This is a genomic window from Bradyrhizobium sp. CCBAU 11357 (assembly GCF_028128865.1).
In the GTDB taxonomy this organism is placed as follows: Bacteria; Pseudomonadota; Alphaproteobacteria; order Rhizobiales; family Xanthobacteraceae; genus Bradyrhizobium.
Genome location: NZ_LBJW01000106.1, coordinates 120,608 through 132,627 on the forward strand (window position 1 = coordinate 120,608; position 12,020 = coordinate 132,627).

Below are 12,020 nucleotides of genomic sequence, written 5' to 3' on the forward strand. Positions count from 1 at the left end.
GACAGGTCCAGTCGATGTTGTATTTCACGCGGTGGAAGGCGCTCGGGATCATCCTGACTGCGCTGATCGTGTGCCTCTGCGCGGTCCCGAACTTCTTCCCCGAGGCCCAAGTCAAGACCTGGCCCGCCTGGGCGCAGCGCCGGCTCGTGCTCGGCCTCGACCTCCAGGGCGGCTCCTATCTCTTGCTCGAGGTTGATTCCAACTACGTGAAGAAGGAGCGGCTGGACCAGATCCGCGACGACGTTCGCCGGACGCTGCGCGACGCCAAGATCGGCTTTACCGGCGGCGTCACGGTGCGCAACGACGCGGTCGAAGTTCGCATCACCAAGGAAACCGACGTGCAGCCGGCACTCGCCAAGCTGCGCGAGCTGTCCCAGCCGCTGGGCGGCCTGATGGGATCCAGCGGTCAGCGCGACCTCGAGGTGGCTGATGCCGGCGGCGGTGTGATCCGCCTCAGCGTCCCGCAGGCCGCGATGCTCGACCGCATGCGCAAGACCATCGAGCAGTCGATCCAGATCGTCGAACGCCGCGTCAACGAGCTCGGCACCGTCGAGCCCGTGATCCAGCGCCAGGGCAACGACCGCATCCTGGTGCAGGTCCCCGGCCTCCAGGATCCGACCCGCCTGAAGGAGCTGCTCGGCAAGACCGCGAAGATGGAATTCCGCATGGTCGACACCTCCGTGCCGCCGGATCAGGCGCAAGCGGGCAGGTTGCCGCCGGAATCCGAGCTGCTGACGAGCGCATCGCCGCCGCCCACGCCCTATGTGGTCAAGAAGCAGGTGCTGGTCGCCGGCGGCGACCTGACCGACGCCCAGGCGAGCTTCGACCAGCGCACGGGCGAACCGGTCGTCAGCTTCAAGTTCAACACCTCGGGCGCCCGCAAGTTCTCGCAGGCCACCACCGAGAACGTCGGACTGCCGTTTGCGATCGTGCTCGACAACAAGGTGATCTCGGCGCCGGTCATTCGCGAGCCCATCACCGGCGGCCAGGGCCAGATCTCCGGCAATTTCACCGTGCAATCGGCCAACGATCTCGCGATTCTCCTGCGCGCCGGCGCGCTACCGGCGCCGCTCACGGTCGTCGAGGAGCGCACCGTCGGCCCGGGCCTCGGCCAGGACTCGATCGAGAAGGGCGAGCTCGCCGCCTATGTCGGCTCGATCCTCGTTATCATCTTCATGCTCGTGACCTACCGGCTGTTCGGCGTGTTCGCCAACATCGCGGTGGCCATCAACGTCGCCATGATCTTCGGCCTGCTGTCGCTGCTCAATGCCACGCTGACGCTGCCCGGCATCGCCGGCATCGTGCTCACCGTCGGCATCGCGGTCGACTCCAACGTGCTGATCTACGAGCGCATCCGCGAGGAGCTGCGCGGCGGCCGCAACGCGATCTCGGCGATCGACGCCGGCTTCAAGCGGGCGCTCGCGACCATCCTTGATTCCAACATCACCACCTTCATTGCCGCCGCGGTGCTGTTCTACATCGGCACCGGTCCGGTGCGCGGCTTTGCCGTGACGCTCGGCATCGGCATCATCACCACGGTGTTCACCGCCTTCACCCTGACCCGACTGATCGTGGCATGGTGGGTGCGGTGGAAGCGGCCGCAGAGCGTGCCGATCTAGGAGCCTGATCGTGACTTACACCGTTCTCATCGGGCTCGGCGTCCTCATTGCCATCCTCACCGTGGTCGCGGCCCTCGGCGTGCTGCCGTCCCTGCGCATCGTTCCGGACGAGACGCATTTCGACTTCACGCGCTTCCGCCGCATCAGCTTCCCGATCTCGGCCGCGCTGTCGATCGTCGCGATCACGCTGTTCTTCACCCACGGCCTGAACCTCGGTATCGACTTCAAGGGCGGCACGCTGCTGGAGGTGAAGGCGAAGTCCGGCACCGCCGACATCGCGGCGATGCGCACCAAACTCGATGCCCTGGGTCTCGGCGAAGTCCAGCTGCAGCAGTTCGGCGGCCCCGAGAACGTCCTGATCCGGGTTGCGGAGCAGCCGGGCGGCGACGCCGCCCAGCAGGCAGCCTTGCAGAAGCTTCGCGGCGCGCTCGGCGACAGCGTCGACATTCAGCGCACCGAGGTGCTCGGTCCTCGCGTCGCCGGCGAGCTCCTGGCCTACGGCATGCTCGGCCTGATGCTCGCGATCATCGCGATCCTGATCTATCTCTGGTTCCGCTTCGAATGGCAGTTCGCGCTGGGCGCCATGATCGCCAACGTGCACGACATCGTGCTGACGATCGGCTTCATGTCGATCAGCCAGGTCGATTTCGACCTGACCAGCATCGCGGCGCTGCTGACGATTCTCGGCTATTCGCTCAACGATACCGTCGTCATCTACGACCGCATCCGCGAAATGCTGCGGCGCTACAAGAAGATGCCGATGCCGCAGCTGCTCAACGAGTCCATCAACTCGACGCTGTCGCGCTCGATCATCACCCACGTCACGGTGACGCTGGCACTGCTCGCGCTGCTGCTGTTCGGCGGCCATGCCATCCACAGCTTCACCGCGGTCATGATGTTCGGCGTGGTGCTGGTCGGCACCTACACATCGATCTTCATTGCGGCGCCGATCCTGATCTATCTCGGCGTCGGCGAGCATCGCGAAGATGCGCCCGATACGGCGGCGCCGGCGAAGAAAAGCAAGGCATGATCCGAACCTCATGCCCTCGCTGGCGTTTGCGAGGGCAGTAAGCCCATTCGGACGAAGCTCATGGCCGGCGATCCCAACGCTCCGCATTTCCCGCGCTCGGCGCCGATCGATGCCTATGGCAAGGGCGGCTTCGCCTTTGCCGGCATGTCGCATCGGGGCTCGCTGCTCTGCCTGCCCGATGCGATCTGGGCCTGGGACGTGACCGATCCCGCGAAGATCGACCGCTATTCGCTGGATCGGGTCTTCGCGGCCGCTAATAGCATCGACACGCTCCTGGTCGGCACCGGAACCGGGCTGTGGCTGCCGCCGCCCGAGCTGCGTCAGGCGCTCAAGGCGGTGAGGGTGGTGCTGGACACGATGCAGACCGGCCCGGCCGTGCGCACCTACAACATCATGATCGGTGAACGGCGGCGGGTTGCCGCCGCGCTGATCGCCGTGCCATGAGCACCCCCCCGCCGCCGCCCGACTCAGTTGTCTTTTGCGCCGATCTCGTGCGCAGCCATGACTTTCCGCGCTACGCTGCGACCCTGTTCGCGCCAGCCGCCGAGCGCCGCGCGTTGCTGGCACTCTACGCCTTCAACGTCGAGATCGTCCGCGTTCGCGACCAGGTGAGCCAGCCCTTGCCCGGCGAGATCCGCCTGCAATGGTGGACCGACATGCTGTCGGGCCAAGTCCACGGCAGCGCCGAGGGCAATCCGGTGGCGGCCGAGCTGCTCCGCGCGATCCGCGATTTCGACCTGCCGGTCGAGCCGCTGTCGCTGCTTGCGGAGGAACACCAGTTCGATCTCTACAACGACCCGATGCCGACCATGGCCGCGCTGGAAGGTTACCTGGCGGCGACCTCATCGGCGCTGTTCGCCCTCGCAGCGCAGGTGTTGGGACCGCCATCGGAGGCGGCCGAGCATCTCGCCCGCCATGCCGGTCTGGCGCAGGGGATCGTGCAGGTCATCGCCAATCTGCCGCGCGATGCCGCGCACCGGCAATTGTTCGTGCCGCAGCAGGTGCTGGAGAAGCACAATTGCAGCATGGAGGATGTGTTCGCCGGCAAGGAGACACCCAATCTCCATGCGGCGCTGGAGCAACTCGCGGGTGAAGCCCGGCAGCATATGACCGCGGCTTCATCGCTGCTGGCGCAGCTGGCGCCGCCGGTGCGGCCGGCATTTCTGCTGCTGCGGCAGGCGCAGGCCGATCTCGCGCGCCTGTCGCGCCCGGGACGCAATCCGTTTACATTGCAGCCGACCTCGCGGTTGCGCACGCTCTGGACGCTGTGGCGCGCCTCGCGATCGCGTGAATTTACCAAATAGGCGCCGGCTTATCGCATGGCCCGGCCAAATGCTCTATGCTGTCCTATGGCTGACATGTCCCAAAGCACGTCCGAACTCAGCGGCCTTCCGGTCGCACCGGAAGACATTCACGCCGCCGCCAAGACCATCCAAGGCGCCGTCGTCGAGACGCCCTGCAGCTACAGCCGCACGCTGAGCAGCATCTGCGGCTGCGACATCTGGCTGAAATTCGAGAACCTCCAGTTCACCTCCTCGTTCAAGGAGCGCGGCGCGCTCAACCGGCTCACCGCGCTGACGCCGGAAGAGCGCGCGCGGGGCGTGATCGCGATGTCCGCGGGCAACCACGCGCAAGGCGTTGCCTACCACGCCAAGCGGCTCGGCATTCCCGCCACCATCGTGATGCCGATCGGCACGCCCATGGTGAAGATCGAGAACACCAGGCATCACGGCGCCGAAGTGGTGGTCACGGGCGCGACGCTGGAAGAGGCGGCCGCCTTTGCGCGAAGCCACGGTGAAGCGCACGGCATGGTCTTCGTCCATCCTTACGACGATCCGCTCGTCATCGCCGGGCAGGGCACGATCGGACTGGAAGTGCTGAAGGCGGTCCCGGAGCTCGACACGCTCGTCGTCCCGATCGGCGGCGGCGGTCTGATCAGCGGGATTGCCATTGCCGCGAAGTCGATCAAGCCGTCGCTGCGGATATTGGGCGTCGAGGCCTGGCTGTATCCCTCGATGTACAACGCCATCCATGACGGCAATCTGCCGGCGCGCGGCGATACGCTCGCCGAGGGCATTGCGGTGAAATCACCGGGCAGGATCACCACCGAAATCGTCCGCCGCCTCGTCGACGACATTGCCCTCGTCAACGAAGCCGAGCTGGAGCGTGCGGTCGCGACCCTGATCTCGATCGAGAAGACCGTGGTCGAGGGCGCCGGCGCCGCCGGCCTCGCCGCCCTGATGTCCGATCCGTCTCGCTTTGCCGGCGAGAAGGTCGGCCTCGTGCTGAGCGGAGGCAATATCGACACGCGGCTGATCGCTTCCGTGCTCACCCGCGAGCTGGCGCGCGAGGGGCGGCTGACGCAATTGTCGCTCGATATCCCCGACAGGCCGGGGCAGCTCGCCGCGGTAGCCGCGCTGCTGGCCGAGGCCGGTGCCAACATCATCGAGGTCTCGCACCAGCGGACCTTCTCCGATCTGCCGGCCAAGGCGACGCTGCTGCAGCTCGTCATCGAGACCCGCGATGCCGCGCATCTCGACGAGGTCATGGCGCGGCTCAGCGCGTCCGGACTGAGCGCGCGCTGCACGTGAGCGCCACGCGAGGCCGAGCCGAGCGCTACTCGGGAAGGCCTGCAACGCGGAGGGCGTCGCCCAGCGAAGAGGCCAGCGCAGGCGCGCAGTCGACGCCCTGAAATTGACGGCCATAGCGGAAGGTCGGGTGTAGCTCCAGCACCCGCGCGGCCGCGGCTTTCGCCTCCTGCAATCGTCCCAGCTTTGCCAGCGCTGCGGACAATTGCACATAGGTGATGCTGTGGCGAGGGTTGGCCTGAACCGAGCGGTAAGCGGCGCGGCACGCCTCCTCATATCGGCCGCGATGGAAGTGCCCAAGCGCCTGGGCGTCGAATGCGGCGAAAGCCCAGGAATCGAACGGGCTGAGCCGCAGGCCTTGCTCGCTCCATTCGATGGCGCGGTCGGAATCTCCGCCCCAGCCGAGCACGACACTGCCGAGGATGTAGGTCAGGGCCGATGATGGGCTGATGGCGAGCGCGGCCTCGAACGCGGTGAATGCCGCGGAGCGATCATGCCCGTCCATGCCGACCGAGAAACCCGCGAGCGTAAGCGCAAGCGCATCATCCTGGCCATGGGCGATGGCCGAGCGCGCGTGGTGGATCGAAGCCTCGCGATTGGCTTCCTGCAAGCCGGCCCGGAGAAACAAGCAATGATGGCACATCGCCGCATTGCCGTGGGCGAGCGCATACGCAGGCTCGAGCGCGATCGCTCGTTCGAGCAACACGAGCGCCTGGGTCACCTGGGCGGGCATGCCGGAATCGACGTCCGGCTGGGCGCGCAGGACGAGATCATAGGCATCCAGGCTGTCCGGCCGCTTGCGCTTGACCCTGTTGATCTCGGCACGCCGTAGGCTGGGCGCGATGGCACCGACGGTCGACAAAGCGATGTCATCTTGGAGGGCGAAGACGTCTTGGGACCGGCGGTCAAATCGCTCGGCCCATACGTGCATTCCGCTCGCCGCATCGATCAACTGGCCGGTGATGCGGACCAGCGTGCCTGTCCTGCGGACGCTGCCTTCAAGGACGTAGCGTACACCAAGCTCGCGGCCGACCTGCTTCACGTCCACCGCGCGGCCCTTGTAGGCGAACGTGGAATTCCGCGCGATCACGAACAGCCAGTTGATGCGTGAGAGCCCGGTGATGATGTCATCGACCATCCCATCGGCAAAATAGTCCTCGTCCGCATCACCGCTCAAGTTCGTGAAAGGCAACACTGCGATGGACGGCCTGTCGGGCAATGTCAGCGGCCGTGCTTGCGGCGTTGCCCGAGCGCGATCCGGATCGGACGGCGTCACGGTCGGGCCGACATAACGATAGCCGCGGCGCGGCAGCGTTTCGATCCAATGCGTCTCGCCGGAGATGTCCGCCAGCGTGCGCCGCACCGCCGCGATCTGGACCGTCAGATTGCTGTCCTCAACGGCCTGGGCGGGCCAGGCCCCCTCGATCAAGGCGTCTTTCGAAACAGGCGCTCCAGCTTTCCGGACGAGGAGGGCGAGGAGCAGCACGGCGCGCCGGCCGAGTCCGGTCGGCTCGGCGCCGTGGAACAGGATCCCCGCCTCGTCATCGAGCCGAAAGGGACCAAATTCAAGGATCGCGGCCATGCCGAAGAAGGGCACATTTCGCAGGTTTTTTGCAACGTTTTCCGAACGGCTTCACCACTTTCGGGCGCGCCTGGATCACTATCGCGCCAGCCGTGAGGTGCGCTGCAACAAGCGATGGAGGGTTACATGACCGCGAAACACGTGATCCGCAGGCCCGGCGAGACCGAAGGGGTCGTGCTCCGCGGCCAACCGATGGGCTTCCTGGTGACCGGCGAGGACACCAGGCACACCAGTATGTTCGACTGGACAATTCCGGCAGGATTCGCCACCGGCCGGCACGTGCATCGTGTTCAGGAAGAGACGTTCTACATGCTCGAAGGCGAGTGTGAATGGCACGTTGGGGATGAGGTTGTCCGGGCAACCCCCGGGACATTTCTCTTCATTCCTCCGGGCGTAGCTCACAACATCACCAACGTGACCGAGAAGCCCGCGCGCGTGCTCATGACCGTCTCCCCACCGGGACACGAGCATTATTTCGAGGAGCTGGCCAAGCTGACGGCGAGTGGGCCGCCGGATGCGAAAGCCATCAGCGCCTTACGCGCCCGCTTCGATACCGACCAACTCTCGGCATTGACGACAAGAGCTTGATAGGTCGGCGCGATGGTGGACCGACCTCACGGTCGGCCCGGTCGCGCCGGCTCTTTTGCTATCGTGACGTCAGGTCCGCCAGATGCGCGAGCAGCCGATCGACCTCGGCTTCCGTGTTGTAATAATGCGGTGATGCCCGCACGAGATGCGGCAGCGAGCGAAGTTCGGCATCGATGCGCGTGCTCGACGGGTCCGAAGCACCGATCGTGATGCCGGCTGCAGCGGCGCTGGCGACAATGTCGTCCGCCTCGTGCCCGTCCATCGTGAAGCTGACGATCGCACCCGGCGCACGCCCGAGGTCGCGAATGGTGATGCCAGGAAGGGCGGCGAGGCCGCTGCGCAGGCGGCCGGCGAGCGGGCGGCAGCGCTGCTCGATCCGATCGATGCCGATCTCGAGGGCGTAGTCGACAGCCGCGCCCAAGCCGAGCCGGGCCGCGTAATTGTTCTCCCAGGTCTCGAAGCGGCGGGCATCGTCGCGGAGCCGATATTCATCGCGCGAGACCCAGGGCGCTGCAAAATGGTCGATCATCGGCGGCTCGAGCTGCTGCAGCAGCGCGCGGCGGATGTAGAGAAAGCCGGTGCCGCGGGGGCCGCGCAGGAATTTGCGGCCTGTGGCCGACAGCATGTCGCAGCCGATGGCTTCGACGTCGACTGTCATCTGCCCGACCGCCTGGCAGGCGTCGAGCAGATAGGGAATGCCGTGCGCCCGCGCGATCCTGCCGATTGCCTCTGCCGGATTGACCAGCCCGCCATTGGTCGGAACCCAGGTGATGGCGATCAGTTTCACCCGCTTGTCGATCATTCGTTCGAGCGCGTGGAGGTCGAGCTCACCGCTGGCATCGCTCGGCACCACGTCGATGACCGCGCCGGTTCGCTTGGCGACCTGAAGGAACGCGACATAATTCGCCGCGTATTCCACTTCGGCGCTCAGGATCCGGTCGCCCTTCCGAAACGGAAGCGAATAGAACGCCATCTGCCACGCAACCGTCGCATTCTCCACGAGCGCGATCTCGCCGGGCGCGGCATTCAGCAGGCGCGCAACCGAGCCATAGACCGCATCTAACCGCGGGGCTTCACGGTCAGCGGCGGCATAGCCTCCGATCTCGCTTTCGAGGTCGATATGCTGCTTCATTGCGGCGACAACGGGGGTCGGCATGAGCGCCGCGCCGGCGCTGTGGAGATAGGCGAGCCGGCTGGTGGCTGGCGTGTCGGCACGTATTCGGTCGAGGTCGATCACTCACGCCCTCCGCTTCTTGCGATCCCATGAACTAGGCGCCTTGCCGAGCGCGAGCAAGATGGGCTGGCCCGCCTCAGATGCAGAGGCCGAGCAGCTTGACGTGACAATTGCTGGGCTTTGGCTTGCCGGCCGGAGCGGCCTCGCGCTTCACGGCAACGACGGGTTCCTTGTCCTTTTTCTTGCCTTTGCCCTTCGGCTCGTAATCGCCGGCGATGACCATGGCCCAATAGATGCGCTTGCCGCTCGCATTCTTGGCGCTGGCAATGCCGACGCGGGAGGCATTGTGCAGCAACAGGTTCTTGCGGTGCCCGGACGAGTCGATCCACTGGCCCAGCGTCTTCTCGAAACTGTCGTAGCCATAGGCGATGTTCTCGGCGGCGCGGCCCGCACCGGCCGGTGCGACCCGGCGGTTGAACGGGCCGAGTGCGTCGTGGCTGAGGTCGTCCTTCGCCGCCATCGCGCGGGCTTGGTCCATGGCGATGCGATCGAGTGTGGCGTCGCGGACGACGCGGGCCTCACCATGCTTGAGACGGAAGCTGGAGATCAGCTCGGCTGGAGAGTCCGCCAGCGCGGGCGCGCCCGCCAGCAGCACAAGGCCAGCGATGATCCCGCCAACCACACCATGCATCATCGTCCCCCGACCGCCCATGATCTCTGCCAACCCTGCGTGATCCAAGCGCTTCTCGGTCGCCAATGTGGAGGCTTCAAGGCGCAGATCCCGCACTAGCTCGTTGGGAGCTTCGCCTCGAAATTGAAGCGGTCGCGCAGGTTCTTGCGCTGCTCCAGGATGTCCTTGAGGAAGGCGCGGTCCTGCTCGTTCTTCATCATCGGCTCGATCAGGTCGAGCTGGTTCATGGCGACCAGCTGCAAGACCTCGGTGCGCGGTTTGCCGCTGCTGTTGCGCGGCAGGGCGTGCACGACCTGGATGTGCTCGGGGGGCTTCGGCCCCTTGGCGGCGGCAAGCTCGCTGCGGAGCTGGCCTTCGAGCGCGGCCTGATCGGCCTCGACGAAGGCATAAAGCCCGACGCCGGAGCGGCGGTCGGCAAAGGCGACGATGGCGGCGTCGCGCACGGCGGGATTGCGGCGGATCAGCTCGGCCAGCACCGGCGCGTCGTTAACGAGTCGGCGGCCGCCGCCCTCGCGGTCGGTGAAATTGAACAGGCCGCGGGTGACGGCGCGATAGACCTTCTTGCCGGTGGCGAGCCACAAGCTCGCGGCAAACGACTTCCTCGCCAGGATCTTTCGCTCGCGCGACGTCAGCGCCTCCGGCGCGTAGGAGCGCTTGTGCTTGAGCAGATGCCGGAGGTCTTCATAGGCGAGGATGCGATAGAGCCGGCCGCGGCGCTTGAAGCACGCGGCGAGCTGGAAGTCGGTCACATAGGCGCGGCCGTCGCGGCCGACCAGCCAGTTCTGCTCCTTGGCGAGATCGTTGTGGCAGATGCCGGCGCGGCGCAGCCGGCGCAGTGCGGCCTTGGCCGAGCGGAAATAGGCGAGATCGCCATGGGGCTTTGCCAGATGCAGCGCGACGCCGTCGACGAAGCCGCGCACCAGAGCGCGGCGCCCGGCCCATAGCAGTTCGGGACCGACGTCGAGGCCTTTGGCGCGCACCAGGGCATGCTTCTCGCGGGCGAACAGGTGGCGCGCCAGCAGGAACGACCACCAGGGCACCTCGTCCAGCCGGCGCAATACCGCATCGATCTCGCCGCTCTCGCTGCGGAAGCGGCCGCGCTCGACGGTCGAGAACACGTCGCGCTTGAGCAGCACGCCTTCGGTCCAGCGCGCCGACAGCTCTGCGGCGTCGTCTTTGGGCAGGCTCATCGCAAACTCACGCGGCGGCGGCAATACGCAGGTGATCGGCGATCCAGCGATCGAGATCGGCGAGCGCGCGTGCGCTCAGCGCCTGCTTCTTGGCCACCGTCTTCTCGTTGCCGCGCAGCCGCGTGCCGTCGGGCTTCTTGGTCGGCACGGTCGCGAGCGGCGGGAACAGACCGAAATTGATGTTCATCGGCTGGAACGAGCGCGTACCCGGTTCGATGGTCTCGATATGGCCGCCGGTGATGTGGCCGAGCAACGACCCGAGCGCGGTCGTGCCCGGCGGGCTGACAAGCGCCTCACCACGTGCGTCCGCGGCTGCGTAGAGACCAGCGATCAAGCCGACGCTGGCGGATTCCACATAGCCTTCGCAGCCGGTCATCTGGCCGGCGAAACGCAGCCGCGGTTGCGCACGCAGGCGCAACTGGCCGTCGAGCAGCTTTGGCGAGTTCAGGAAGGTGTTGCGATGCAGGCCGCCGAGGCGGGCGAATTCGGCGTTCTCCAGCCCCGGAATGGTGCGGAAGATGCGCTGTTGCTCGCCGTATTTCAGCTTCGTCTGGAAGCCGACGATGTTGTAAAGCGTGCCGAGCTTGTTGTCCTGGCGCAGCTGCACGATTGCGTAGGCCTTGGTCGTGGGATCGTGCGGATTGGTGAGGCCGACCGGCTTCATCGGGCCGTGGCGCAGCGTCTCGGGGCCGCGCTCCGCCATCACCTCGATCGGCAGACAGCCGTCGAAATAGGGCGTGTTGGTCTCCCACTCCTTGAACTCGGTCTTCTCGCCGGCAATCAGCGCGGCGACGAAGCCGTCATACTGCTCCTTGGTCATCGGGCAGTTGATGTAGTCGGCGCCGTTGCCGCCGGGCCCGACCTTGTCGTAGCGCGACTGGAACCAGGCCACCGACATGTCGATGGATTCGCGGTGCACGATCGGCGCGATGGCGTCGAAGAAGGCTAGCGCGCTCTCATCCGTGAGCTCGCGGATGGCGTCAGCCAGTGGCGCGGAGGTGAGGGGGCCGGTGGCAACGATGACATTGCTCCACTCGGCCGGCGGCAGGCCTGAAACCTCGCCACGGGCGATCTCGATCAGGGGATGGTCGTTGAGCGCCTTGGTGACGGCAGCGGAGAAGCCGTCGCGATCGACTGCGAGTGCGCCGCCGGCGGGCACCTGGTTGGCATCGGCGGCGCGCATGATCAGCGAGTCGAGCCGCCGCATTTCCGCATGCAGCAAGCCGACGGCGTTGTTGGCGGCGTCATCCGAGCGAAACGAGTTGGAGCAGACGAGCTCGGCGAGCCCGTCGGTGCGATGCGCCTCGGTCATGCGGGTCGGCCGCATCTCGTGCAGCACCACGGGCACGCCGGACTTCGCAACCTGCCAGGCGGCTTCGGAACCGGCGAGGCCGGCACCGATCACGTGCACGATGTTGGATTGGGGTCCTGTCATGGGGCGGACAGGTAGCGCTTTTCGGCGGAGAGTGGAATCGCCGAGATCGAGTTTTCTGCCATCAGAAACGACAACGCCCGCACGAGGCGGGCGCTATCGGTCCGTTCCGGTGAAGGGCTGAAC

11 protein-coding genes are annotated in these 12,020 nt (G+C 66.2%); 6 read left to right on the forward strand and 5 right to left on the reverse strand.

Annotation, left to right across the window (positions count from 1 at the left end; genetic code table 11):
* The first annotated feature begins 14 nt into the window (after nucleotides 1–14).
* The 5 genes from secD to XI05_RS24680 are packed head-to-tail and all read left to right on the forward strand — an operon-like array spanning nucleotide 15 to nucleotide 5,240.
* Nucleotides 15–1,619 (forward strand): protein translocase subunit SecD, encoded by a 1,605-nt coding sequence (secD, locus tag XI05_RS24660; protein ID WP_172783676.1) that lies wholly within the window; start codon nucleotides 15–17, stop codon nucleotides 1,617–1,619.
* Between the two features lie 10 nt (nucleotides 1,620–1,629).
* The gene (gene secF, locus XI05_RS24665; RefSeq protein ID WP_271506647.1) at nucleotides 1,630–2,649 is read left to right on the forward strand and encodes a protein translocase subunit SecF; all 1,020 of its coding nucleotides are present in this window, start codon (nucleotides 1,630–1,632) and stop codon (nucleotides 2,647–2,649) included.
* Between the two features lie 60 nt (nucleotides 2,650–2,709).
* Nucleotides 2,710–3,093, forward strand: a complete 384-nt coding sequence (locus tag XI05_RS24670) for an Mth938-like domain-containing protein (protein ID WP_063683332.1) — start codon at nucleotides 2,710–2,712, stop codon at nucleotides 3,091–3,093.
* A complete protein-coding gene (locus XI05_RS24675) occupies nucleotides 3,090–3,953 on the forward strand; it encodes a phytoene/squalene synthase family protein (RefSeq protein ID WP_271506649.1) in 864 nt (287 codons plus the stop codon). The genes XI05_RS24670 and XI05_RS24675 overlap by 4 nt, the downstream gene beginning before the upstream one ends.
* Nucleotides 3,954–3,998: 45 nt before the next feature.
* Entirely contained in the window at nucleotides 3,999–5,240 is a 1,242-nt protein-coding gene (locus tag XI05_RS24680; RefSeq protein ID WP_271506652.1) for a threonine ammonia-lyase, read from the forward strand.
* Nucleotides 5,241–5,265: 25 nt separating this feature from the next.
* Here the strand turns inward: XI05_RS24680 and XI05_RS24685 are convergent, their stop codons facing one another.
* Nucleotides 5,266–6,819 carry a winged helix-turn-helix domain-containing protein gene (locus XI05_RS24685; RefSeq protein ID WP_271506654.1) on the reverse strand — a complete coding sequence of 518 codons (1,554 nt, stop codon included), beginning with the start codon at nucleotides 6,817–6,819 and terminating at the stop codon, nucleotides 5,266–5,268.
* Nucleotides 6,820–6,945: 126 nt separating this feature from the next.
* Between XI05_RS24685 and XI05_RS24690 the strand changes: the two genes are divergently transcribed.
* Complete coding sequence (locus tag XI05_RS24690; protein WP_271506657.1) at nucleotides 6,946–7,407, forward strand: cupin domain-containing protein; 462 nt, start codon at nucleotides 6,946–6,948, stop codon at nucleotides 7,405–7,407.
* A 58-nt stretch (nucleotides 7,408–7,465) separates the two neighbouring features.
* Here the strand turns inward: XI05_RS24690 and XI05_RS24695 are convergent, their stop codons facing one another.
* The 4 genes from XI05_RS24695 to trmFO all read right to left on the reverse strand — a co-directional run bounded on the left by XI05_RS24695 (nucleotide 7,466) and on the right by trmFO (nucleotide 11,897).
* Entirely contained in the window at nucleotides 7,466–8,644 is a 1,179-nt protein-coding gene (locus XI05_RS24695) for an aminotransferase class V-fold PLP-dependent enzyme (protein ID WP_271506663.1), read from the reverse strand.
* A gap of 73 nt (nucleotides 8,645–8,717) precedes the next feature.
* Nucleotides 8,718–9,272 (reverse strand): CAP domain-containing protein, encoded by a 555-nt coding sequence (locus tag XI05_RS24700; protein WP_271506666.1) that lies wholly within the window; start codon nucleotides 9,270–9,272, stop codon nucleotides 8,718–8,720.
* 95 nt (nucleotides 9,273–9,367) lie between these two features.
* Nucleotides 9,368–10,462, reverse strand: coding sequence for an AMP-binding enzyme (locus XI05_RS24705; RefSeq protein ID WP_271506669.1), 1,095 nt, complete (start codon nucleotides 10,460–10,462; stop codon nucleotides 9,368–9,370).
* Between the two features lie 7 nt (nucleotides 10,463–10,469).
* Nucleotides 10,470–11,897: a methylenetetrahydrofolate--tRNA-(uracil(54)-C(5))-methyltransferase (FADH(2)-oxidizing) TrmFO gene (trmFO, locus tag XI05_RS24710; protein ID WP_260379254.1), complete on the reverse strand. Its 1,428-nt coding sequence runs from the start codon at nucleotides 11,895–11,897 to the stop codon at nucleotides 10,470–10,472.
* Nucleotides 11,898–12,020: the final 123 nt, after the last annotated feature.

Excerpts from the sequence above, each read along its gene's own strand:
- secD (WP_172783676.1), top strand. The coding sequence starts at position 15 with ATGTTGTATTTCACGCGGTGGAAGGCGCTCGGGATCATCCTGACTGCG.
- XI05_RS24670 (WP_063683332.1), top strand. The coding sequence starts at position 2,710 with ATGGCCGGCGATCCCAACGCTCCGCATTTCCCGCGCTCGGCGCCGATC.
- XI05_RS24675 (WP_271506649.1), top strand. The coding sequence starts at position 3,090 with ATGAGCACCCCCCCGCCGCCGCCCGACTCAGTTGTCTTTTGCGCCGAT.
- XI05_RS24680 (WP_271506652.1), top strand. The coding sequence starts at position 3,999 with ATGGCTGACATGTCCCAAAGCACGTCCGAACTCAGCGGCCTTCCGGTC.
- XI05_RS24685 (WP_271506654.1), bottom strand. The coding sequence starts at position 6,819 with ATGGCCGCGATCCTTGAATTTGGTCCCTTTCGGCTCGATGACGAGGCG.
- XI05_RS24690 (WP_271506657.1), top strand. The coding sequence starts at position 6,946 with ATGACCGCGAAACACGTGATCCGCAGGCCCGGCGAGACCGAAGGGGTC.
- XI05_RS24700 (WP_271506666.1), bottom strand. The coding sequence starts at position 9,272 with ATGCATGGTGTGGTTGGCGGGATCATCGCTGGCCTTGTGCTGCTGGCG.
- XI05_RS24705 (WP_271506669.1), bottom strand. The coding sequence starts at position 10,462 with ATGAGCCTGCCCAAAGACGACGCCGCAGAGCTGTCGGCGCGCTGGACC.
- trmFO (WP_260379254.1), bottom strand. The coding sequence starts at position 11,897 with ATGACAGGACCCCAATCCAACATCGTGCACGTGATCGGTGCCGGCCTC.